Genomic DNA, 20,905 nt, shown 5'->3' with positions numbered 1-20,905 from the left:
CCCCCCCCCCCGCGGGGGGCCCCCCCCCGGCCCGCACCCCACGAGCTGGACCGGGCCCGCGCCCGGTCCAGCGGCATGTGCGGGGTCAGTCGATCTGCAGCTCGCCCATCCGGCTCCAGCCGGTCGCGCCCGCGATGGTGGTGCTGACGATGTCGGGGGTGCGGGTGATCAGGGGGCGCATGGTCTCCAGGGCTGCGCGGAAGTGCTCGGAGGTCACGTGCGCCTCCGCCGCGTCGTCCTGGAATGCCTCGGTCAGGACGTAGACGTCCGGCTCCTCCAGGCTGCGGGACCACTCGAACCACAGGTTGCCGGGCTCCGCGCGGGTGGCGCTGGTGAACTCGGCGACCATCTCGGGCCACTGGTCGACGTATTCGGGTTTGACGGGGAATTTCACCACAATAAAGATCATTCGAGCATTGTAGGCGCGGGGCCGCCCCCGCCCGTGCGGCGGCACGGGCGCCGCACCCATCGCACACCCCCGGCTGCCGTGTTTCCGGAGTGTGTTCGCGAATGCACCGGCACGTGACGTGAATGTGTGGGTGATTCGAAGAGTGTGGTCATTCCGCGGGGCCCGCGCGGAGGTCTCTTTAAGAAAGCTTGTTGAAGAACGCTGACGGGCGGGGCGGCCTTGAATCAACTCCGGTAATCGGTCAGGGTTTCGAGCTGTCACCCGGAGATCCTTCGGCTCCCGGGTGGCCGCGCAACACGCTTTGACGCCCCACACGTCAACACGAGGAGCACTCTCTCCATGTCAACTCACAAGCACGCACACACCCGTTCACGCGGCTTCAAGGTCCTTGCAGTGGCCACCGGAGTCGCCACTGCAACCGGTGTCTGCATGCTGCTGCCCTCTCTCGCCGGTGCGAGCACCCCGGCCGAGGGAACGGTGTACGGGCTTGGCGCACCCGGTGCGCTCAGCGGCAGCTACATCGTCATCCTCGACAAGGACGCCGACGGGCAGGCGCTCGTCAAGAAGTACGGCGGCGAGCTCAAGCGCACCTACTCCTCCGCCGTCAACGGCTTCTCCGCGGCAGGGCTTTCGGAGACGGCCGCCAAGCGCCTCGCCGCCGACCCGGCCGTGGGCAAGGTGGTCCAGAACAAGAAGTTCTCCATCAACACCACCCAGCCCAACCCCCCGTCCTGGGGCCTCGACCGCATCGACCAGACGGCGACCACGGGGGACAAGAAGTACACGTACCCCGACGCGGGCGGCGAGGGCGTCACCGCGTACGTCATCGACACCGGAGTGCGCATCAGCCACAAGGACTTCGGCGGCCGGGCCGCGCACGGCTTCGACGCCGTGGACAACGACCAGACCGCCGACGACGGCAACGGGCACGGCACGCACGTCGCCGGGACCATCGCGGGCACCTCCCACGGGGTGGCCAAGAAGGCCAAGGTCGTCGCCGTCCGGGTGCTCGACGACAACGGGTCGGGCACCACCGAGCAGGTCGTCGCGGGCATCGACTGGGTGACGCAGCACCACAGCGGGCCCTCCGTCGCCAACATGAGCCTCGGCGGCGGCGCCGACGAGGCCCTCGACGAGGCCGTGCGCCGGTCCATAGCCGCCGGTGTCACCTTCGGCGTCGCGGCGGGCAACGAGTCCTCCGACGCCGGCCAGGGCTCCCCCTCGCGGGTCCCCGAGGCCATCACCGTGGCCTCCAGCGCTGCCGACGACTCGCAGTCCTCGTTCTCCAACTTCGGCCGGATCGTGGACCTGTACGCACCGGGCTCGGACATCACCTCCGCCTGGAACGACAGCGACAGCGGTACGAAGACCATCTCCGGCACCTCCATGGCGACCCCGCACGTGGTCGGAGCCGCGGCCCTCTACCTGGCCGGGCACAAGGACGCCTCGCCCGCGCAGGTCGCACAGGCCCTGACCACGGGGGCGACCCCGGGGAAGATCACCAACCCGAGCAGCGGGACCCCGAACAAGCTGCTGAAGGTCACCGCGCAGTAGGCGGAGCCGCCCCGGAACGCGCCGGAGCCGCCACACCAGAGGGGGGTGTGGCGGCTCCGGCCGTCCGGTCGGCGTTCCGGTCAGCGCACCCAGGGCTCCCACACCTGCCGGTTGCGCTCCACCCACTTCTTCGCCGCCTGCTCCGGCGCCAGCTTCTCCTCGGCGATCATCAGCGCCACCTCGTTCTGCTCCTCGACGCCCCAGCGGAACCGCTTCAGGAATTCGGCCGCCTTCCCGCCCGTCTGCGCGAACTGCGTGTTCAGGTACTTCTGCAACGGGGTGTGGGGATAGGCGCAGGCCACCCGCTCGGGATCCGCGTCGCAGCCCTCCTGGTACTCGGGCAGCTTCACCTCCGTCATCGGAACCCGCTCGAACAGCCACTGCGGCTTGTACCAGTAGGTGAGGAACGGCTTGCGCTCCTTCGCGAACTGCTTGATCTGGGTGATCTGCGCGGCCTCGGAGCCGGCGAACACCACCTCGAAGTCCAGGTCCAGGTTCTTCACCAGCGCCTTGTCGTTGGTCACGTACGAGGGGGAGCCGTCCAGCAGCTGGCCCTTGCCCCCGCTCTCGGCGGTGCGCAGCAGATCGGCGTACTTGTCGAGGTTCTTCCAGTCGGTGACGTCCGGATGCTCCTCGGCGAAGTACGTCGGGACGAACCAGCCGATGTGGCCGGTGACGCCCAGCTCGCCGCCCGGGGTGATGGTCTTCTTGTCCTGGACGTACCGCTTCTCCTGCTCGGGATGGCCCCAGTCCTCCAGGATCGCGTCGACCCGGCCCTGGCTGAGCGCGTCCCACGCGGGGACCTCGTCCACCTGCACCGTGTCGACCCGGTAGCCCAGCTCGTGTTCGAGCAGGTAGGCGGCGACGGCGGTGTTCGCCTGGGCGCCGACCCAGGACTGCACGGAGAGCGTGACGGTCTTCGCGCCCTCCGCCGCGGCGTACGGGGAGGTCTGGCGGGTCATGTCGGCCGCACCGCATCCGGTGAGCACGGCCAGTGCGGTGACGGCGGCGAACGCGCCGAGGCGGCGACGGCCGCGACGGTTGACGTTCATGTCAGGCCTCCTTCGCGGGCTGGGTGATCCGGTCGAGCATCAGACCGAGACAGACGATCGCGGCGCCGGCCACCAGACCGGTCGCCAGGTCGCCCTGGGCGAGGCCGAGCACGACCTGGTAGCCGAGGGCGCCCCCGCCGACCAGGCCGCCGATGATGACGACGGCCAGCACCAGCACCACCGCCTGGTTCAGGGCCAGCAGCAACGCGGGCCGGGCCAGGGGCAGCTGGACCTGCCGCAGCTGCTGCGACCCGGTGGCGCCGAGCGAACGCGCCGACTCCAGGGCCGCCGGGCTCACCTCGCGCAGGCCGTCGGCGGTGATGCGTACGACGGCGGGCAGCGCGTACACCACGGCGGCGGCCGCGGCCGGGGCACGCCCGACACCGAACAGCGCGACCACCGGGATGAGGTAGACGAACTGCGGCATCGTCTGGCACACGTCGAGCACCGGCCGCAGCAGCCGCTGCGCGCGGCCGCTGCGGGCGGCGCCGACGCCGATCGCGAAACCGAGCACGAGGGTGACCGCGACGGCGGCCAGCACCTGCGACAGGGTGTCGAGCGACGGCTCCCACACGCCGAGCACACCGATGGCGGCCAGGGCGAGCACACCGGTCAGCGCGGTGCGCCAGGTACCGGCCAGCAGCCCGAGCGCGGCCACCACGAGCAGGAGCAGCCACCAGGGGGTGGCCTGCAGGCCGGCGCGCAGCGGGTCGAGGACCCAGCCGGTGAAGCGGGCCGCCCAGTCGGCGGTGCCGCCGACCACGGGCACCCCGGAGTAGAGGTGGTCGGTCATCCAGCCGACCGCCCGGTTGACCGGCTCCGCGATCGGCACGGTCCAGGACCCGGGCCACAGCGAGGTACCCGCCATCCGGCCCGCGACGGCGGCCGCGACGGCCGTCAGGACGGTCAGCAGCCGCCCGTACCAGCCCTCGAACACCCGCCGCAGCAGCGGCTGCCGGTCGGAGGGAACCGGGGCGGCACCCAGCCGGGCGCCCGCCGCGTCGGCGGTGCGGTCCAGGACCACCGCGAGCAGCACGATCGGGATGCCGGCGGCGAGCGCAGCACCGACGTCGACCGAGGCGAGGGCCTGGTAGACCCGGTCGCCGAGGCCGCCCGCGCCGATCACGGACGCGATGACGGCCATCGACAGCGCCATCATGATGGCCTGGTTGACGCCGAGCAGGATCTGCCGGCGGGCCAGCGGCAGCCGCGCGGTCAGCAGCCGCTGCCGGCCGGTCGCGCCCAGCGAGGCCGAGGCCTCCAGCACCCCGGCATCGGCCTCGCGCAGGCCCAGCGCCGTGAGCCGGGCCATCGCCGGCGCCGCGTACACGACGGTCGCGAGGACCGCGGCCGGTACGCCGATCCCGAAGACCAGCACCATCGGCAGCAGGTACGCGAAGGCGGGCAGCACCTGCATCGTGTCGAGTACGGGGCGCAGCGCGCGCCCGGCCCGCGGCGACAGCCCCGCGGCGAGGCCGAGGAGGCCGCCGACGGCGACGGACGCCGCGACGGCCACGACCATCAGGGCGAGGGTCTGCATCGTCGGCACCCACATGCCGAGCAGCCCGCACACGGCGAACGCGGCCATGCAGGTCACGGCCAGCCGCAGGCCCGCCAGCCGCAGGGCGACGAGGCCGGCCAGGGCCGTCACACCGACCCAGCCCGCGGCGAGCAGCACCACGTACACCGCTCGGACGGACACCACCACGGCGTTGCTGACGTGCCCGAAGAAGTAGAGGAAGACGGGATGCCCGTCGCGGTTGTCGATAATCCAGTCACCGGCCCGGCCGAGCGGCCCGGAGAGGTCGACGGAGAGCGCGGCGGGCCAGCTCCCGGCGCCCGGGAAGGCCATCGCGAGCGGGAGCAGGACCAGCGCGGCGACGGCGAGGGGCAGGACCCGGCGGCCGGCACGGTGGTCGAGCAGCAGGGCCTTGAGGCGCAGCCGCGGCGAGGCTCCGGTGCCGGCACCGCCGGTCCGCGTGCCACCGGGCTGTCCGCCCCCGGACCGCGGCTCCGGCGCTCCCGGCCGGGCCTGGCGTCCGGGTTCGTGTACGGGTCTGGTGGTCGTGCTCATCGGCACCACCTCCCCGTGCCGGGGACGGCGCCGCGGGCGCGGACGCGGGCGTGGGTACGGCGTGTCATGCCGCCACCCCCCGGCCGGCCGCGGCCGGCAGGCCGGCCACCACCGCGAGCAGTCCGGCGTCGTCGACGACACCGAGGCAGCGGCCGTCGTCGACGACGCGCGCCGGACCACCGCTGCGGGCGACGGCCTCGATGGCCTCCACCACCGTGGTCGCGGGGGTCAGCGCCGGACCCTGCCCGGCCTCGCCGCCCGTCGCCGGGCGCATCGCGCTGCGCACGGTGAGCACCTGCTCGCGCGGCACGTCGCGGACGAAGTCCCGTACGTAGTCGTCGGCGGGGGAGCCCACGATCTCCTCCGGGGTGCCGAGCTGCACGATGCGGCCGTCGCGCATCAGCGCGATCCGGTCGCCGAGGCGCAGCGCCTCGGACAGGTCGTGCGTGATGAAGACCATGGTGCGGCCCTCCTCGTGGTGGAGCCGGGCCACCTCGCCCTGCATCTCCCGGCGGATCAGCGGGTCGAGCGCGCTGAACGGCTCGTCGAACAACAGCACTTCGGGGTCGGCCGCCAGGGCGCGCGCGAGGCCCACCCGCTGCTGCTGGCCGCCCGACAGCTGGCTGGGCCGACGGCCCTCCAGGCCTTCGAGACCGACCTTGGCGACCATTTCGGCCGCCTTGGCACGCCGGTCGGCGCGGCCCATGCCCTGGATCTCCAGGCCGTAGGCGACGTTGTCCAGGACGGTGCGGTGCGGCAGCAGGCCGAAGTGCTGGAAGACCATGGAGGCGCGGTGGCGGCGCAGTTCGCGCAGCCGGGCCGCGTCCATGGCGAGGACGTCCTCGCCGTCGATGGCGAGGGTGCCGGCCGTGGGCTCGATCAGCCGGGTCAGGCAGCGGACCAGCGTGGACTTGCCCGAACCGGACAGCCCCATCACGACGAAGACCTCGCCCTTGCGGACGTCGAAGCCGACGTCGCGGACGGCGGCCGTGCAGCCGGTGCGCGCCCGCAGTTCGGCGGCGGGCAGCGCGCCGTCCTCGGAGCCCGGCACCAGGGCGGCCTTGCGCGCCGGGCCGAAGACCTTCCACAGGCCCCGTACGGAGAACACGGGCGCCGCGTCGTCGGCGCCGGGCCCGGCCGCGGTACCGGCGCCCGCCGCGGCGGAGCCGGTGCGAGCCGCGGTCACCGGAGCTCACCGCCGAGCAGTTCGGCGGCCTTCTCGCCGACCATGAGCACTCCGATCATCGGGTTGACCGCGGGCATCGTCGGGAAGACGGAGGCGTCCGCGATCCGGATGCCGTCCAGGCCCCGCACCTTCAAGTCCGGTCCCACAACGGCCCTTTCGTCGTCGGGGGCGCCCATCTTGCAGGTGCCCGCCGGGTGGTAGACGGTGTGCGCCACCGAGCGGGCGTACACGCTCAGGGCCTCGTCGTCGGTGACCTCCGGGCCCGGGCACACCTCGCGCTTCAGCCAGCCGGCCAGCGGCTCGGCGGCCGCGATCTCGCGGGCCAGCTTGATGCCGTCCACCAGGGTGCGGGCGTCGTAGTCGTCCTCGTCCGTGAAGTAGCGGAAGTCGAGGGCGGGTTTGACCTCCGGGTCCGCGCTGGTGAGGTAGAGCCGGCCGCGGCTGCGCGGCTTGGGGATGTTCGGGGTCAACGAGACGCCGTGCGCGGGGCGTTCGTAGCCGATGCGCTCCGGGTTGTCGGTGAAGGGGATCTGGTAGAAGTGGAACATCAGGTCGGGCCCCGGGGAGTCGGGGTCGCGCCGGACGAACAGTCCCGCGTCGCTGTCCATCGCCGAGTTCTCGGGGATCGGGCCGTCCGTCTCCCAGACGATCACGGATTCCGGGTGGTCGAGCAGGTTCTCGCCGACACCCGGCAGATCGTGGACCGGGGGTATGCCGAGCGCCTCCAGGTCCGCGCGAGGCCCGATGCCCGAGTGCAGCAGCAGGCGCGGGGTGTCCACGGCGCCCGCGCACACCACCACCTCGCGGCGGGCGGTGATCAGCGACCGCGTGCCGTCCGCGGCCCGGACGTGCACGCCGCGCGCGCGGGTGCCGTCCAGCTCCAGGCGGTACGCCCAGGTCTCGAGCAGGATCCGCAGGTTGGGCCGCTCGTCCATCACCGGGTGGAGGTACGCCACCGAGGCGGAGGACCGCTTGTTGGTCTCCGGGTGGTAGGCGAGGTCGAAGAAGCCCGCGCCCTCGTGGAAGGGCTTCCGGTTGAAGCCCTCCACGCGCGGCACGCCCAGCGCGATCTGTGCGGCGTCGACGAAGTCGCGGGCGATCGCGTTACGGTCCGCCTCGCCGACCGGCACGATGTTGTTGAGGAGCCGGTCGAAGTACGGGTCCATGGCGGCCCCGTGCCAGCCCTCGGCACCCGCCTCCGACCACTCGTCCCAGTCGGACGGCAGCGGCTTGAAGGCGATCAGGGTGTTGTGCGAGGAGCAGCCGCCCAGGACGCGGGCCCGGCTGTGCCGGATGTGCGAATTGCCGCGCGGCTGCTCGGTGGTGGGGTAGTCGTAGTCGAGTTCACCGCCGAGCAGGCCCATCCAGTGGCGCAGGGTGAGCACGTCGGGGCGGTCGACGTCGCTGGGGCCGCCCTCGATGACGGCGACGGTGACGCCGGGGTCCTCGGTCAGGCGGGAGGCGATCACGGAGCCGGCGGTGCCGCCGCCGACGACGACGTAGTCGTACTCGTGCTCGTCCGCGGCGCCGTCCGCGTGCTCGTGCCGGTGCGTGGTGGTCGTGTTCTCGGTCATGTCTCTCCTGCCTCCTCAGCCCGCGAACCAGCGCACGGGGCGCGGAGCGAGGTTCTGGTACACGTGCTTGGTCTCGCGGTACTCGGCCAGGCCCGACGGGCCGAGCTCGCGTCCGATGCCGGACTTCCCGAAGCCGCCCCATTCCGCCTGGGGCAGGTACGGGTGGAAGTCGTTGATCCAGACGGTGCCGTGGCGCAGCCGGCCCGCCACCCGGCGGGCACGGCCCTGGTCGGCGGTCCAGACGCCGCCGGCGAGCCCGTACTCGGTGTCGTTGGCGAGCGCGACGGCCTCGTTCTCGGTACGGAAGGTCTCGACCGTCAGGACCGGGCCGAAGACCTCCTCGCGCACCACGCGCATGCTGCGGTGGCAGCGGTCGAGGACCGTCGGACGGTAGAAGTAGCCGGGCCCGTCCGGCCGTTCGCCCCCGGCGCGCAGCACGGCGCCCTCGGCGAGCGCGGAGGCGACGTACGACTCGGTCCGCTCCCGCTGGGCGGCGGAGACCAGCGGGCCGCACTCGACGCCCGGGTCGGTGCCGCGGCCGAGGCGGATCTTCTCGGCGCGGCGGGCGAGTTCGGTCACGAAGCGCTCGCGCAGCGACTCCTCGATGATCAGGCGCGAGCCGGCCGAGCACACCTGGCCGCTGTGCATGAAAGCGGCGTTGAGGGCCTGGTCGACGGCGGTGTCGAAGCCCTCCTCGGTGGCGCAGGCGTCGGCGAAGACGACGTTGGGGTTCTTGCCGCCGAGTTCGAGGGCGACCTTCTTGACCGTGTCGGCGGCCGCGCGCATGACCTTCGTACCGCTGGTGAGGCCGCCGGTGAAGGACACCAGGTCGACATCGGGATGAGCGGCGAGCCGCGCGCCGACCGGATCACCGGCTCCGGTCACCAGGTTGGCGACTCCGGCGGGCAGGCCCGCCTCCGCCAGCAGCTCGATGAGGGCGACCGTGCTCAGCGGGGTGATCTCGCTCGGCTTGAGCACGAAGGTGTTGCCCGCCGCCAGCGCCGGTGCGATCTTCCAGCTCGCCTGGAGCAGGGGGTAGTTCCACGGGGTGATCAGGGCGCACACCCCGACCGGTTCGTGGACGACGACGCTGTGGACGTCGGCGGAGCCGGCGTCCACGACGCGGCCCGCGCCCTCACCGATCACGAGGTCGGCGAAGTAGCGGAAGGCGTCCACGACGCAGTCCACGTCCACGCGGCCCTCTTCGAGCGTCTTGCCCGCGTCGCGGCTCTCCAGCAGGCCGATGCGCTCGCGGTCCCGCTCCAGCAGGTCGGCCGTGCGGCGCAGCAGCCCCGCACGCCCGGCGACCGGGGTGCCCGGCCACGGCCCGCCGTCGAAGGCGGCCCGCGCGGCGCGGACGGCCGCGTCCACGTCGGCGGTACCGCCCTCCGCGACCACGGCGAGGACGGAGGCGTCCGCCGGGTCCAGGATCTCCCTGGCCGCTCCCGAGGCCGCGGACCGCCATGTCCCGGCTGTGTAGATGGTCTTCTGCTCCGACACGACGCTCCGTACCTCCGGGTACCTCCGGCTCGTCACCCCGGCGGACCGGCGGTGACCTGGCAATTTCCGCGCATGCCCCCTGCCCCGGAAGTCATGTCGTATCCGCCACTCGAAGTGACTGGAGTCACGTGGGTCGCATGCCGCGGATGCCGGGGATGCCGGGGGGTACAGGCCCGGGCGGGGCGCGGGACCAGGCGCTAGGGAAGCCCCGTCATGCGCTCGCGCAGGCTGTCGTAGACCGGCGTGCTCTTCATCCGGTCGGCGGTGAGCGTCGCGGCGAAACAGGCGAGGAGCAGCGGAACGAGCAGCTCGGTGGAGCCCGTGATCTCGACGGTGAGTACGATCCCGGTGATGGGCGCCCGGACCACCGCGGCGAACAGCGCCGCCATCCCGGTGATCGCGAAGGGCACGACGGCGGAACCCCCGTCCGGGAGGAGCGGCAGCGCCAGCCCGTGCACGAAGGCCCCCCACAGCGCGCCCAGCGCCAGCAGGGGAGCGAAGAGCCCGCCCGGGGCGCCGGACGCGTAGCTGAGCGGACCGGCCACGAACCGCACCACGAGGTACCCCGCGAGTACGGTGACCGCCGGCACCTCGCCGTCCAGCAGCCGCTCGTTCACCCGCTCCCCGCCGCCTCCCAGCAGCGGATCGACGCACAGCAGCAGGCCGACGACGGCCCCGATCGCGGCCGCGCGCACGACCGGTCCGACCCGCCTCACCCGGTCGCAGAAGGCCAGCATGCCGACGAGGAGACGGTTGTAGCCCGCGCCCAGGGCGCCGGTGACCGCGCCGAACAGGAGGAAGGCGGGCAGCAGCGCGACGGAGGGGTCGGCCACGTCCGGGACCGGGAAGACCGGCCTGCTTCCGATGATGAGCCGGGAGCACCCGACGGCCGTGGCCGTGCCGATCAGGGTGACGAGCACCAGACGCGGCCTGACCACCTTGGTCACCTCCTCGCAGACGAAGAGGATCCCCCCGAGCGGTGCGGTGAAGGCCACCGCGAGGCCGGCTCCGGCGAGCGAGGTGTGCAGCAGCGTGACGTCCGGCGCGCTCATCCGCGTACGGCGCCCCGCCTCCGCCCCGATCACCGCACCCATGTGCACGGTCGGGCCCTCCCGTCCGAGCAGCAGGCCCGAGCCCATGGAGATGACACCACCCACGAACCTGGCCGGCACCAGCCACAGCGACTGCGGCGTCCGCTCCTTCAGCCACACGGCCTCGACGTCCTGGATGCCGCTCCCGGCGGCCGCGGGCACCTTCAGGGCGATCGCGCACGCGACCGCGGCGCCCGCCGCCGTGACCGCCACCGGGAGCAGCAGGGCGGGGCCGCCCAGCCGCTCCGACGTGCTCAGCAGCGAGCCGTACAGCTCCTCGGCCCGTTCGAGGCACCAGCGGAAGCTTCCGCCGACCAGCCCGACGAGGCAGCCCGCGAGCGCCGCGACGAGGTACGCGGACGGGCGGCGACGGGGAGCCCGGGTGGCGCGGGGAGCACGAGGAGCACGGGGAGCACGGGGCATGCACAGACCTCCGCCGGGCCTCGGGTTGCGTCCGTCCGAGATTGGCCCGCCGTCGACACGCCGTCTCGGACATCACGGTGGCCGCGCCGAAACCGTCCCCGACTGGGCCAACGGCGGGCTTCTCGGCAGGTCCGTCGACCGGGATCTCCTCGCTTCACAAGTTGAACGGAGAGCCGCATGTTCGATTGCGGAGGGCGATGGCAACGTTGGCATCTCGTTAATAGTTCACTTCTTGACGAGGGTGGTGCTGCCGAGTTGACTGCGTCTACCTCGGCCGCACGGGTACGGCCTCGTCAGGGAGGTTCATCTCGTGAAGGCATTTCTGGGTCGTGCCGTCGCCGCGGTCGCCGTTTCGGCGGTCACCCTCTCGCTCGCCGCCTGCGGCGGAGCGGAGGAGTCCGACGGGGAGGCGGGGGGCGCTGCCAAGGGTGACGCGATCAAGGTCGGTCTCCTGCTCCCGGAGAACCAGACCGCGCGCTACGAGAAGTTCGACAAGCCGCTCATCGAGAAGGAAGTCGCCCGGCTCACGCGCGGCAAGGGCCAGGTCGTCTACGCCAATGCCAAGCAGGACGCGGCCCTGCAGAGTTCCCAGGTCGACACGATGATCGCCGAGAAGGTGGACGTCCTCGTCATCGACGCCGTGGATTCCAAGGCGATAGCCGGCGCGGTCACGAAGGCCAAGGCGGCCGGCATCCCGGTCGTGGCCTACGACCGCCTCGCCGAGGGCCCGATCGACGCCTACACCTCCTTCGATAACGAGGACGTCGGCAAGGTCCAGGGCCAGGCGCTGCTGGCGGCGCTCGGCGATAAGGCCAAGGACGGCCAGATCGTCATGGTGAACGGCTCGGTCACCGACCCGAACGCCAAGCTCTTCAAGTCCGGAGCGCACTCCGTCCTCGACGGCAAGGTGACCATCGGCAAGGAGTACGACACGGTCGACTGGAAGCCGGAGAACGCCAACGCCCACATGGCGGCCGCGATCTCGGCGCTCGGCAAGGGCAAGATCGCCGGTGTCTACTCGGCCAACGACGGCATGGCGGGCGGCATCATCACCGCCCTCAAGGCCGCCGGCGTGTCCACCCTGCCCCCGGTCACCGGCCAGGACGCCGAACTCGCCGGAGTCCAGCGCATCGTCGCGGGCGAGCAGTACATGACGGTCTACAAGCGGTACGCCCCCGAGGCCGCGGCCGCCGCCGAGATGGCCGTCGCCCTCGCCAAGGGCGAGCGGATCGACGGGATCATCAACCAGCTCGTCGACAGCCCGACCACCAAGCGCGTGCCCTCGGTCCTCGTCCCCGGCATCTCGCTGACCAAGACCAACGTCAAGGCCACCGTGGTCGACGACGGCGTCTACACGATCGCCGAGATCTGCACGGACAAGCTGAGGGCCGCCTGCGACGAGCTCGGCCTGAAGTAGCCGGGCCGGTGCGGTTGGCGCCGCCGGATCAACCGGAGGGGCAGGCGGGGAGGAGCTCGAAGACGCCGTACGAGAACGGAGCGGCCCGCAGCGCGTTCCCGTCGGTGATGCCGACGCCGTGCGTCAGCAGCGCCCGCGCCCGGTCCAACTCCAACTCAGACTCGGTGAACTGGGTCTCCGCGCCGCGACGAGCTGGGCGTTGGTCCCGTAGCGGGGGGCCACGCTCAGGTAGCGGGAACGAACGGCCCTAGTCGCCGGTCGTACCGTCGAGCAGCTCGCGCAGTATGTCCAGGTGGCCGTTGTGCCGGGCCGTCTCCTCGGTGAGGTGCAGGAGGATCCAGCGCAGATCGACGTGGACGCCGTTGCGGACGGGGCGCTTGGCCTGCACGTCCAGACCGTTCGCGGCGACGAGTTCGCGGTAGCGGGCGCTCTGTTCGGCGTACTCGTCGAGCAGCTGCGCGAGCGGGAAGTCGACGGCGATCCGCATCTCGCGGTCGGGGTCCTCCTCGGTCCACGGGCCCTGGTCCTCCTCACCGAGGAAGACCATCTGGAACCAGTAGTACTCGACCCAGCGGAGGTGGTTGACCAGTCCGCTCATGGTCATCAGGGGCGAGCCCGGCAGGAGGGCCTTGTTGGCGTTCTCCGCGGAGACGCCGTCGCACTTGGCGCGGACGGTGTCACGCGCGTAGTCGAGGAAGGTGGTGAGCTGGGTGCGCTCGTCCCACGCGGGCGGTGTGTCGTTGATTCTGGTCATCGCGCGAAGCCTCGCCGATCACCGCGACCGGTGTCGAGGCATTTTATCGGTGCGGCCGCGCCGACCGCTCCCACAGGCGGGCCAGGTGCGCGTGGAGCACCTCCCCGGCAGCCTGCGGGGTGAGGTGGCCGATCAGGACGTGCGCCGTGAGCCCGTCCGCGAGGGCCAGCAAGGTACGGGCCTCCAGGCGCGGGTCGAGGGCTAGGCCCCCCTCGGCGTCCGCTGCGGCTTCGGAGGCCTCGGAGATGAGCCGGGTGAACGCGTCATGCAGGGCCGCGTAGTTCTCCCTCAGCGTCTTGGCGAGCACCTCGCTCACCGCGGCCTGTGCGACGAACGCGAGCCAGACCCGGGCCTCGGCCCGGTGTTCGTCGCGCAGCAGCGCGACCTCGGTGGCCGCGTGGCCCAGGGCCGTGGCGGCCGACTGCGCCGGGCTCCCGACGAGCCGCGCCCGTACGCGCTCGCCGATGCGCTCGCCGATGTGTCCCAGGGCGAAGACGAGCATCTCCTCCTTCGTGCGGAAGCAGCGCTGCACGGCGCCCATGGACACGTCCGCCCGCGCCGCGACATCACGGAGGGTCACGCCCTCCAGTCCGCGTTCGTCCGCGAGCCGGCAGACCGCCTCGGCGATGAGGCGGCGTCGGCCCTCGTGATCCACCTGCCTGGGCATACCCGGTGCCTCCCTGTGCGCTCGGTCCCGCCGGCGCCACGCTTTATGCGATGCGCTCGTATCGATTCCTAGGTTACTGTTCCGATGCAAGTGCATCGGAACGAGGTCGGGACCGCAGATGGAGCACATGGAGCACATGGAGCACATGGAGCACATGGAGCAGGCGGAGCAGGCAGAGCGGGCGGAGCGGATCGGGCAGGGCCCGGAGCGGGGAGGCGGTGCCGGTGACCCGCACGCCCTCTGGCGTCTGTCGGCCGTCGCCCAGGCGGCGGCCGTGCGCCGCGCGGAGATCTCGGCGGTCGAGCTGGTCGACAGCCACCTGGACCGCATCGCCGAGGTCAACCCGCAGGTGAACGCGGTCACGCAGCTCGTGGCGGAGCGCGCACGCGAGGCCGCCGCACGCACCGACCGGCGGCGGGCGGCCGGGGAGGCGCTCGGGCCGCTCGCGGGCGTGCCGTTCACGGTGAAGGAGACCACCCCGGTCGAAGGCGTGCCGACCACGTTCGGCGTCGAGCGCTTCCGCTCGCTGGTGGCATCCGCCGACGCGCCGCCGGTGGCGCGCCTGCGCGCGGCCGGGGCCATCCCCATCGGCCACGCCAACATCCCCACCCTGGTACTGGCGGGCATGCACACGCGCAGCGAGCTGTTCGGCGACACGGTCAACCCGTGGGACGGCAGCCGCACTCCGGGCGGCAGCAGCGGCGGCGACGCGGTGGCCGTCGCCACCGGCATGGCCGCGCTCGGGCTCGGCAACGACTCCGGCGGCTCGATCCGCGTCCCGGCCCAGTTCAACGGTGTCGCAGGGCTGAAACCGACGACCGGGCGCTTCCCGGCCGACCACCGCGTCCTCGGCCCGGACGACCCCGGCCCCGCCTCCCAGATGCTGGTCACCGACGGCCCGCTGGCCCGGACCGTCGGCGACCTGCGGCTGGCGTACGAGGTACTGGCCGGCACCGATCCCCGCGACCCCAGGGCCGTGCCGGTACCCGCGTACCTAGAGCCGCTCCCCGGCCCCGTGAGGGTCGCGGTGGTGACGGACCCGGGCGGGCACGGAGTCCACCCCACCGTCCGGCGCGCCGTCGAGGACGCGGCCGCCGCCCTGCGCGACGCCGGCTACGAGGTGTGCGAGGTGCCGGACGTACCGAGGCTGGACGAAGCCCTGGAGGCGTACGGCCGGATCACCGTCACCGAGTTCGCCCCCACCTGGCCGGTGGTGCGCACCCTGCTCGGCACGGGCGGCGACCGCTACATCGACATGGCCATGGAGCGGACCCCGCCGGTCGACGCAGCCGGCTTCGTGACGCTGATGGGCACCTGGATGAACATCCGCCGCTCCTGGGCCGGATTCCTCGACGCGTACCCGCTGCTGCTCGGCCCGTCGTTCACCGAGCCGCCGGTGGAGCCGGGACTGGAGTCGCGCGACAGGGCGGGCCGCGACCGGGTGGCTTCGGGCATGCGGCTGTGCACGGTGACCAGCTTCGTGGGGGTGCCGGCGGTGGCCGTACCGACCGGGACGGCCGACGGCCTTCCCTGCGGGGTGCAGATCGTCGGCCGCGCCTTCCGCGAGGACCTGTGCCTGGACGCGGCCCAGGCGATCGAGGACCGACTCGGAGTGCTGACCCCGGTCAGCCCGCGCGGATGACACCGGGCCGACGGCCGGCCCGGCCCGAGCCCGCGACGCGCCTGCCGTGGCGCTGTCGATCCAGCGAGCGCCACGGAAGCACCAAGGAGGCGCCGAGGCGGCCGGCCGGCCCAGCAGCGTGGCGACCTCGAACGCTCCACCGCACTGTTCGAACGGACGCTGCGGATCCATCAGGCGACGGACGACCGGCACGGTGAGGCCGCCTGTCTCGAACTGCTCGGCGACACCACATGGATGCGGGGGGAGCTGGACGGGGCGGCCGGTCTGCTCACGCGGGCATGCGAGGCGTACCGGGCCGTCTCGGACCCGAGCGGCGAGCACGACGCGCTGGTATCGCTCAGCCACGTCGCCCGGCTGCGCGGGGAAACCCGGCGGGCCGCCGAGCTGTCCGCGCAGGCCGCAGAGGCGCACCAGCCGCCGCCGCGTCCACGGTGCGGGCGGGACGCGATGCGCGGGACGGGCGCCCGGCCCGACCAGGACCGTCCCTGACCCGGCATCCGGGCACCCAGGCACCGCGCGTCGCGTCGAGCCATCGGAGCGCCTGAGCGCCGGGCGGGTCCCGTTGCGGAAAACTGCCCCGGGGGGCCCGCTCCGCTCGACACCCGGAGAACGTCCATGACCGTCACCGTCCCGGCCCGTGCCGCTTCCCCGCTCCTCGACCTGGTCCGGCCGGCCCGGCCGACCCATGTCGTCGATGTCGGGGCCAATCCGATCGACGGAGATCCGCCCTACCGGGACATGCTGGCGGCCGGCCTGTGCAGGGTGACGGGGTTCGAGCCGCAGCCCGAAGCCCTCGACGAGCTACGGCGTCGCAAGGGCCCGCACGAGACCTACCTGCCCGACGCCCTCGGGGACGGCGGCACCCACACCCTCTACGTCGCCGCCAGTTCCGGTATGACCGGCATCTTCCGCCCGGACGCCAACCGGCTCGGACTCTTCAACGGCTTCAGCGAATGGGGCAGGATCCGGGAGGAGGCCGAGATCTCCACCAAGCGCCTGGACGACGTCGAAGCGGTCGGCGCCTTCGACCTGCTCAAGATCGACATCCAGGGCGCCGAGCTGATGGTCTTCCAGGGCGGCCGCCGGAAGCTGGCAGCGGCGGTGGCCGTGCACACCGAGGTCTCCTTCGTCCCGCTGTACGAGGACCAGCCCGTCTTCGGCGACGTGGACCAGGAGCTGCGCGGCCAGGGCTTCATCCCGCACGCGTTCGCCGCGGTCAAGCGCTGGCCGATCGCCCCCGTGGTCTTCGGCGGCGACTTCCGGCAGGCCCGGCACCAGCTCCTCGAAGCCGATGTCGTGTACGTACGCGACTTCGGACGCCCCGAGTCCATGACCGACGAGCAGCTGGGGCAGCTGGCCCTGGTCGCCCACCACGTCTACGACTCGACCGACCTGGCCTACCACTGCCTGCGGCAGCTCAGCCTGCGGAACCGGGCCGTCCACGACGCCCCGAACCGCTACCTCGCCCTGCTGGCCGGATCCGGCTGATCCGCCGGCTGATCAGCCGGCGGATTCCGCGGTCCAGACGATCCGCGGCGGCACGACCCGGCCGCACAGCGGCTTGCCGCACGCGTCCGTCAGCCCCAGGCGCCCGACCAGCAGCCCACTGCTCACGGCGGCATCGAGCACGTGGACGGGAACGGCGTCGAGCATCAGCTTGGCCCGCCGGAACATGCCGAAGGCGCCCGAGCCGTCGACCGCGCCCCACGACAGGTAGACGAACCTGCCGCCGGGACGTCCCTGTACGTAGGGCCCCTTCACGTCGGTCCCGGTCCCGGTGCCGGAGCCGGTCCCGGTCGAGGAGGCGGCGGCGGTGCACTCCAGGGTCCAGGTGGCGCGCGCCGCGTCACCGGGCTGCGGGTCGAGGAGCTCGGCCGGGCGGTCGCGCCGCTGGACGGCGACGTGCACGTTCCGGAGGTCCGGCTCCCCGCCGTCGGCGGGACCCCCGGGAGTACAGGTGAGGCCGGGCAGCTCGACGGCGTCGATGCGGATCTGCATGGGGCCATCCTCCCCTCTCCCGCCCTTCCCGTCTCCCCGCCCCGGGCCGCACCCGTGGGTTTGTATCGGGCGGGTATCAGCGAGCGCTGGGTTGTCCATCGAATCCGTGCGACGGGCGCGAGGCGGTCGCCGCCCCCGCCGTCTGGCATATCGTTCATTTCAGGTGGCCCGCCGCACCCGCCGCACCCGCCGCACGAGACGGGAACGCGCGCACCCACCCACCTCGCACGACCGCGCCGAACAGGAGCCATCCGCCCGTGTCCCCGTCCGCCCCGCCTCCGGCCCCTCCGGGACCCGTCCGCGTGCTGCTGGTCGAGGACGACGACCTGATGCGCCGCTCCTTCACCGTCGCCCTGGAGCGCTACGGCTACCGGATGAAGAGCGCGGCCGACGGACTGGAGGGCCTCGAGCTCTTCCGCGAAGAGAGCTTCGACCTGCTGGTCCTGGACGTGATGCTGCCCGGTCTCGACGGGATCGGCCTGTGCCGCAGGATCCGGGAGACCAGCCTGGTGCCCGTCCTGATGATGTCCGCCCGCGGGGACGGGCTCGACGTCGTCGCCGGCCTGGAGGCCGGGGCCGACGACTACGTGGTCAAGCCCGTGGACACCTACGTACTCGTGGCGCGGATCCGCTCGCTGCTGCGGCGGGCCACCTATGCGCCGGCGCCCGCACCCCCGGCCGCCCCCGGGCACGAGCAGCCGGCGGGCGCGGGAGCGGCACCGGCATCGGCACCGGCATCGGCATCGGCACGCTCCGAGGCCGAGGTGCTGGTCTTCGGGGACCTGACCATCGACACCGGAGGCCTGGAGGTCTTCGTCTCCGGAAGCCCGGTGGCGCTGACCCCGACCGAACTGAAGCTGCTGCTCCAGTTCGCCGCCCGACCGGGCATCGTGCTGGAACGGCACACGCTCCTGCGCGACGTCTGGGACTACGGCTGGGACGGCGACAGCCGGGTCGTGGACCTGTGCGTGCAGCGGCTGCGCGGCAAGCTGGGCCGGGACCGGATCGAGACGGTCCGCGGCTTCGGCTACAAGCTCAGGCGTTGAGACCGGTGAGCTCCCCCCTCCGGCCGCGGCGGGCCCGCGTGCCCCTGCGCTGGAAGATCGCCGCCCTGGCCGCGGCCACCGCCTGCACGGTCGCGGTGGTGGTGGGCCTGCTGGTGCACGCGTGGACCGCGCACGAGATCCGGTACCGGGCCGAACGGCAGGCCTTCGACGGCGTGACCTCGGCCATGGACGTCTACCGGCGCACCGGGACCCTCCCGGCCGACGCCTGGCTCGATCCGGCCGAGCTGCCCTTCGCCCTGCGGAACCCGACCGACGGCGAGCGGCACGTCTCCTACGGCGGGAGCCTCCCCGGGAGCATGGACCCGACCGTCTGGGGCGCCCAGCGGGTCGGCGGCCCGGGCAGCCCCGTGCTGGCCGTCCGGATCACCATCCACGCGGACTTCCGCGATCTGTACCGGCTCGACATGACCATGGCGGTGGCCTCGCTCATCGCCCTGGCGGCGACCACCCCCCTGGCGTTCTACGGAGCCGGGCTGCTCGGGCGCCGCCTGCGCCGGGTCTCCGAGACCGCGAGCCGGATCTCCGCCGGTGACTTGGACGCCCGTACCGGGCCCACCAGAGGGCGCGACGAGGTGGCGGACATCGCCGCCACCGTCGACCTCATGGCCGACAGCCTCAGCCGCCGGCTGCGCACCGAGCGCCGGTTCACCGCTGACGTGGCCCACGAGCTGCGCACTCCCGTCGGCGGCATGCTGGCCGCCGCGGACCTGCTGCCGCCCGGCGAGACGGAGGACCTGCTGCGGGCCCGGGTGCGCGACCTGCGCGGCCTGGTCGAGGACCTGCTGGAGATCTCCCGGCTCGACGCCGGAGCCGAGGAGCCGCTCCGGAGCCACGTTCCGCTCGCCGCGGTCGTCGCCGAGGCGGTGGCGCGCACCGGCCTCGACACCGAGGTCGTCGTCGCCGACGCGGGACGCACGGACACCGGCGACGGCGCGGAGGTCGCGGAGCCCGCAGAGCCCGCGCAGGCCGCCGTGACCGTGGAGACCGATCCGCGCCGCCTCGAACGCATCGTCGGCAACCTCGTCGTCAACGCCCACCGGCACGGAGCCTCCCCGGTGCGGGTCACCGTCGAGGGCCGTACGGTCGTCGTCCGCGACCACGGCCCCGGATTTCCCCCGGACCTGCTGATCGACGGCCCCCGCCGCTTCCACACGGGGGCGAAGGAGCGCGGCTCGGGCCACGGCCTCGGCCTGACCATCGCCCAGGGCCAGGCCCGGGTCCTCGGCGCCGAACTGCGCCTGGACAACGCACCGGACGGCGGCGCCGTGGCCACCCTCCGCCTGCCGGGCTGACCAGGCCGCCCGGCCCCGCCCCGCCCCCCGTACGCACGACCCCTACGCAACTGCTACGAACCGGCGCGGACACCGATACACGGTGGCCCGGGCCCCGATACGTTCCCCGGACACCCTTCGAAGTGCACCCACTGGCACCCGAAGAGGAGTCCCCCCGTGTCCGTCGACCCCCTTGTGACCGCAGGCCCCCTCGGCCCGCACACCCTGCACGCGTCGTCCGGAATCGCGGCCGCCACCGCCGACCTGTCGAAGGCCTACGGCAGCGGCGACACCCGCGTCGTCGCCCTGGACCGCGTCAGCATCGCCTTCCGGGAGGGCGAGTTCACCGCGATCATGGGCCCCTCCGGCTGCGGCAAGTCCACCCTGATGCACTGCGCCGCCGGGCTCGACTCGGCCGACTCCGGGTCCGTACGCATCGGCACCACCGAACTGAGCGGGCTGGGCGACCGGCAGCTCACCCAGCTGCGCAGGGACCGGATCGGCTTCATCTTCCAGGCGTTCAACCTGCTGCCGACGCTGACCGCACTGGAGAACATCACGCTGCCGCTGACCATCGCCGGACGCCGGCCCGACCGGCAGTGGCTGGACCACGTGGTGTCCATGGTCGGCCTGTCCCAGCGCCTGGGCCACCGGCCCGGACAGCTGTCCGGCGGACAGCAGCAGCGCGTCGCGGTGGCTCGCGCCCTGGTCTCCCGCCCGGCGATCATCTTCGGCGACGAGCCCACCGGCAACCTCGACTCGCGCGCCGGGGCGGAGATCCTCGGCTTCCTGCGCGACTCCGTACGGGAGCTGGGCCAGACCGTGGTCATGGTCACCCACGACCCGGTCGCCGCCGGGTACGCCGACCGCGTTGTCTTCCTCTCCGACGGCCGCCTCGTCGACGAGATGGCGCAGCCCACCGCGGACCGGGTGCTGGACCGGATGAAGGCCTTCGACACCCGGGCACGCACCAACTGACCCGCCCGCCGGCCCGCCGGCCCGCCGGACCAGCCGAACCCGGCCGAACCAGCCGAACCCGGCCGGACCAGCCGAACCCGGCGACATCAGCCGAACCAGCCGCACCCGGCCGAACCAGCCGAACCCGGCCGGACCTGCCGAACCCGGCGACATCAGCCGCGCCAGCCGCGCCAGCCGCGCCAGCCGCGCCAGCCGCGCCAGCCGCGCCAGCCGCGCCAGCCGCGCCAGCCGCGCCAGCCGCGCCAGCC

The 20,905-nt window shown here is 73.0% G+C and carries 18 protein-coding genes and 1 pseudogene; 8 read left to right on the top strand and 11 right to left on the bottom strand.

Annotated features, from left to right (window positions below):
• Nucleotides 1-85: 85 nt before the first annotated feature.
• On the bottom strand, nt 86-409 hold the full coding sequence (locus ACFWP3_RS38225; RefSeq protein WP_384230702.1) for a putative quinol monooxygenase: 324 nt from the start codon (nt 407-409) through the stop codon (nt 86-88).
• A 339-nt stretch (nt 410-748) separates the two neighbouring features.
• Between ACFWP3_RS38225 and ACFWP3_RS38220 the strand changes: the two genes are divergently transcribed.
• Nucleotides 749-1,963, top strand: a complete 1,215-nt coding sequence (locus ACFWP3_RS38220) for a S8 family serine peptidase (protein WP_384230700.1) — start codon at nt 749-751, stop codon at nt 1,961-1,963.
• Between the two features lie 80 nt (nt 1,964-2,043).
• Here the strand turns inward: ACFWP3_RS38220 and ACFWP3_RS38215 are convergent, their stop codons facing one another.
• From ACFWP3_RS38215 to ACFWP3_RS38190, 6 genes are all read right to left on the bottom strand, one after another.
• Nucleotides 2,044-3,015 carry an ABC transporter substrate-binding protein gene (locus ACFWP3_RS38215; RefSeq protein WP_384230698.1) on the bottom strand — a complete coding sequence of 324 codons (972 nt, stop codon included), beginning with the start codon at nt 3,013-3,015 and terminating at the stop codon, nt 2,044-2,046.
• Nucleotide 3,016: 1 nt separating this feature from the next.
• A complete protein-coding gene (locus ACFWP3_RS38210) occupies nt 3,017-5,089 on the bottom strand; it encodes an ABC transporter permease subunit (RefSeq protein WP_384230695.1) in 2,073 nt (690 codons plus the stop codon).
• Nucleotides 5,090-5,153: 64 nt separating this feature from the next.
• Nucleotides 5,154-6,275 carry a glycine betaine/L-proline ABC transporter ATP-binding protein gene (locus tag ACFWP3_RS38205; protein WP_384230693.1) on the bottom strand — a complete coding sequence of 374 codons (1,122 nt, stop codon included), beginning with the start codon at nt 6,273-6,275 and terminating at the stop codon, nt 5,154-5,156.
• Nucleotides 6,272-7,849: a GMC family oxidoreductase gene (locus ACFWP3_RS38200; protein WP_384230691.1), complete on the bottom strand. Its 1,578-nt coding sequence runs from the start codon at nt 7,847-7,849 to the stop codon at nt 6,272-6,274. Before ACFWP3_RS38200 ends, ACFWP3_RS38205 begins: the two co-directional genes overlap by 4 nt.
• Before the next feature lie 15 nt (nt 7,850-7,864).
• Nucleotides 7,865-9,349, bottom strand: coding sequence for an aldehyde dehydrogenase family protein (locus ACFWP3_RS38195; RefSeq protein WP_384230688.1), 1,485 nt, complete (start codon nt 9,347-9,349; stop codon nt 7,865-7,867).
• Between the two features lie 197 nt (nt 9,350-9,546).
• On the bottom strand, nt 9,547-10,863 hold the full coding sequence (locus tag ACFWP3_RS38190; RefSeq protein WP_384230685.1) for a ClC family H(+)/Cl(-) exchange transporter: 1,317 nt from the start codon (nt 10,861-10,863) through the stop codon (nt 9,547-9,549).
• 322 nt (nt 10,864-11,185) lie between these two features.
• Between ACFWP3_RS38190 and ACFWP3_RS38185 the strand changes: the two genes are divergently transcribed.
• Nucleotides 11,186-12,280, top strand: a complete 1,095-nt coding sequence (locus tag ACFWP3_RS38185) for a sugar ABC transporter substrate-binding protein (protein WP_384230709.1) — start codon at nt 11,186-11,188, stop codon at nt 12,278-12,280.
• 28 nt (nt 12,281-12,308) lie between these two features.
• Here ACFWP3_RS38185 and ACFWP3_RS38180 read toward each other — a convergent pair whose 3' ends face one another.
• From ACFWP3_RS38180 to ACFWP3_RS38170, 3 genes are all read right to left on the bottom strand, one after another.
• Nucleotides 12,309-12,434, bottom strand: coding sequence for a hypothetical protein (locus ACFWP3_RS38180; RefSeq protein ID WP_384230683.1), 126 nt, complete (start codon nt 12,432-12,434; stop codon nt 12,309-12,311).
• A 93-nt stretch (nt 12,435-12,527) separates the two neighbouring features.
• Complete coding sequence (locus tag ACFWP3_RS38175) at nt 12,528-13,034, bottom strand: DinB family protein (protein ID WP_384230680.1); 507 nt, start codon at nt 13,032-13,034, stop codon at nt 12,528-12,530.
• Between the two features lie 43 nt (nt 13,035-13,077).
• Entirely contained in the window at nt 13,078-13,701 is a 624-nt protein-coding gene (locus ACFWP3_RS38170; RefSeq protein ID WP_384230678.1) for a TetR/AcrR family transcriptional regulator, read from the bottom strand.
• A 118-nt stretch (nt 13,702-13,819) separates the two neighbouring features.
• Between ACFWP3_RS38170 and ACFWP3_RS38165 the strand changes: the two genes are divergently transcribed.
• From ACFWP3_RS38165 to ACFWP3_RS38155, 3 genes and pseudogenes are all read left to right on the top strand, one after another.
• Complete coding sequence (locus tag ACFWP3_RS38165; RefSeq protein ID WP_384230675.1) at nt 13,820-15,343, top strand: amidase; 1,524 nt, start codon at nt 13,820-13,822, stop codon at nt 15,341-15,343.
• Between the two features lie 123 nt (nt 15,344-15,466).
• Nucleotides 15,467-15,832, top strand: a pseudogene (locus ACFWP3_RS38160) (tetratricopeptide repeat protein); the annotation flags it as partial.
• A gap of 126 nt (nt 15,833-15,958) precedes the next feature.
• A complete protein-coding gene (locus ACFWP3_RS38155; protein ID WP_384230672.1) occupies nt 15,959-16,831 on the top strand; it encodes an FkbM family methyltransferase in 873 nt (290 codons plus the stop codon).
• 12 nt (nt 16,832-16,843) lie between these two features.
• Here the strand turns inward: ACFWP3_RS38155 and ACFWP3_RS38150 are convergent, their stop codons facing one another.
• Complete coding sequence (locus ACFWP3_RS38150; RefSeq protein ID WP_384230669.1) at nt 16,844-17,341, bottom strand: DUF5990 family protein; 498 nt, start codon at nt 17,339-17,341, stop codon at nt 16,844-16,846.
• 329 nt (nt 17,342-17,670) lie between these two features.
• On the opposite strand from ACFWP3_RS38150, the gene ACFWP3_RS38145 reads away from it, so the two are divergent.
• From ACFWP3_RS38145 to ACFWP3_RS38135, 3 genes are all read left to right on the top strand, one after another.
• Nucleotides 17,671-18,387, top strand: coding sequence for a response regulator transcription factor (locus ACFWP3_RS38145; RefSeq protein WP_384230707.1), 717 nt, complete (start codon nt 17,671-17,673; stop codon nt 18,385-18,387).
• Nucleotides 18,388-18,392: 5 nt separating this feature from the next.
• The gene (locus tag ACFWP3_RS38140) at nt 18,393-19,700 is read left to right on the top strand and encodes a sensor histidine kinase (RefSeq protein WP_384230666.1); all 1,308 of its coding nucleotides are present in this window, start codon (nt 18,393-18,395) and stop codon (nt 19,698-19,700) included.
• 204 nt (nt 19,701-19,904) lie between these two features.
• The gene (locus ACFWP3_RS38135) at nt 19,905-20,657 is read left to right on the top strand and encodes an ABC transporter ATP-binding protein (protein ID WP_384230704.1); all 753 of its coding nucleotides are present in this window, start codon (nt 19,905-19,907) and stop codon (nt 20,655-20,657) included.
• The last annotated feature ends 248 nt before the right edge of the window (nt 20,658-20,905 follow it).

Origin of the sequence: Streptomyces sp. NPDC058525 (genome assembly GCF_042719495.1) — a bacterium.
In the GTDB taxonomy this organism is placed as follows: domain Bacteria; phylum Actinomycetota; class Actinomycetes; order Streptomycetales; family Streptomycetaceae; genus Streptomyces.
Note: the sequence above shows the minus strand (reverse complement) of the source record. Positions and strands in the feature narration are given on the sequence as shown.

Coding starts and splice junctions, on each gene's coding strand:
- ACFWP3_RS38225 (WP_384230702.1), bottom strand. CDS start 409: ATGATCTTTATTGTGGTGAAATTCCCCGTCAAACCCGAATACGTCGAC.
- ACFWP3_RS38220 (WP_384230700.1), top strand. CDS start 749: ATGTCAACTCACAAGCACGCACACACCCGTTCACGCGGCTTCAAGGTC.
- ACFWP3_RS38215 (WP_384230698.1), bottom strand. CDS start 3,015: ATGAACGTCAACCGTCGCGGCCGTCGCCGCCTCGGCGCGTTCGCCGCC.
- ACFWP3_RS38210 (WP_384230695.1), bottom strand. CDS start 5,089: ATGAGCACGACCACCAGACCCGTACACGAACCCGGACGCCAGGCCCGG.
- ACFWP3_RS38200 (WP_384230691.1), bottom strand. CDS start 7,849: ATGACCGAGAACACGACCACCACGCACCGGCACGAGCACGCGGACGGC.
- ACFWP3_RS38190 (WP_384230685.1), bottom strand. CDS start 10,863: ATGCCCCGTGCTCCCCGTGCTCCTCGTGCTCCCCGCGCCACCCGGGCT.
- ACFWP3_RS38175 (WP_384230680.1), bottom strand. CDS start 13,034: ATGACCAGAATCAACGACACACCGCCCGCGTGGGACGAGCGCACCCAG.
- ACFWP3_RS38170 (WP_384230678.1), bottom strand. CDS start 13,701: ATGCCCAGGCAGGTGGATCACGAGGGCCGACGCCGCCTCATCGCCGAG.
- ACFWP3_RS38165 (WP_384230675.1), top strand. CDS start 13,820: ATGGAGCACATGGAGCACATGGAGCACATGGAGCACATGGAGCAGGCG.
- ACFWP3_RS38155 (WP_384230672.1), top strand. CDS start 15,959: ATGACCGTCACCGTCCCGGCCCGTGCCGCTTCCCCGCTCCTCGACCTG.
- ACFWP3_RS38150 (WP_384230669.1), bottom strand. CDS start 17,341: ATGCAGATCCGCATCGACGCCGTCGAGCTGCCCGGCCTCACCTGTACT.
- ACFWP3_RS38145 (WP_384230707.1), top strand. CDS start 17,671: ATGCGCCGCTCCTTCACCGTCGCCCTGGAGCGCTACGGCTACCGGATG.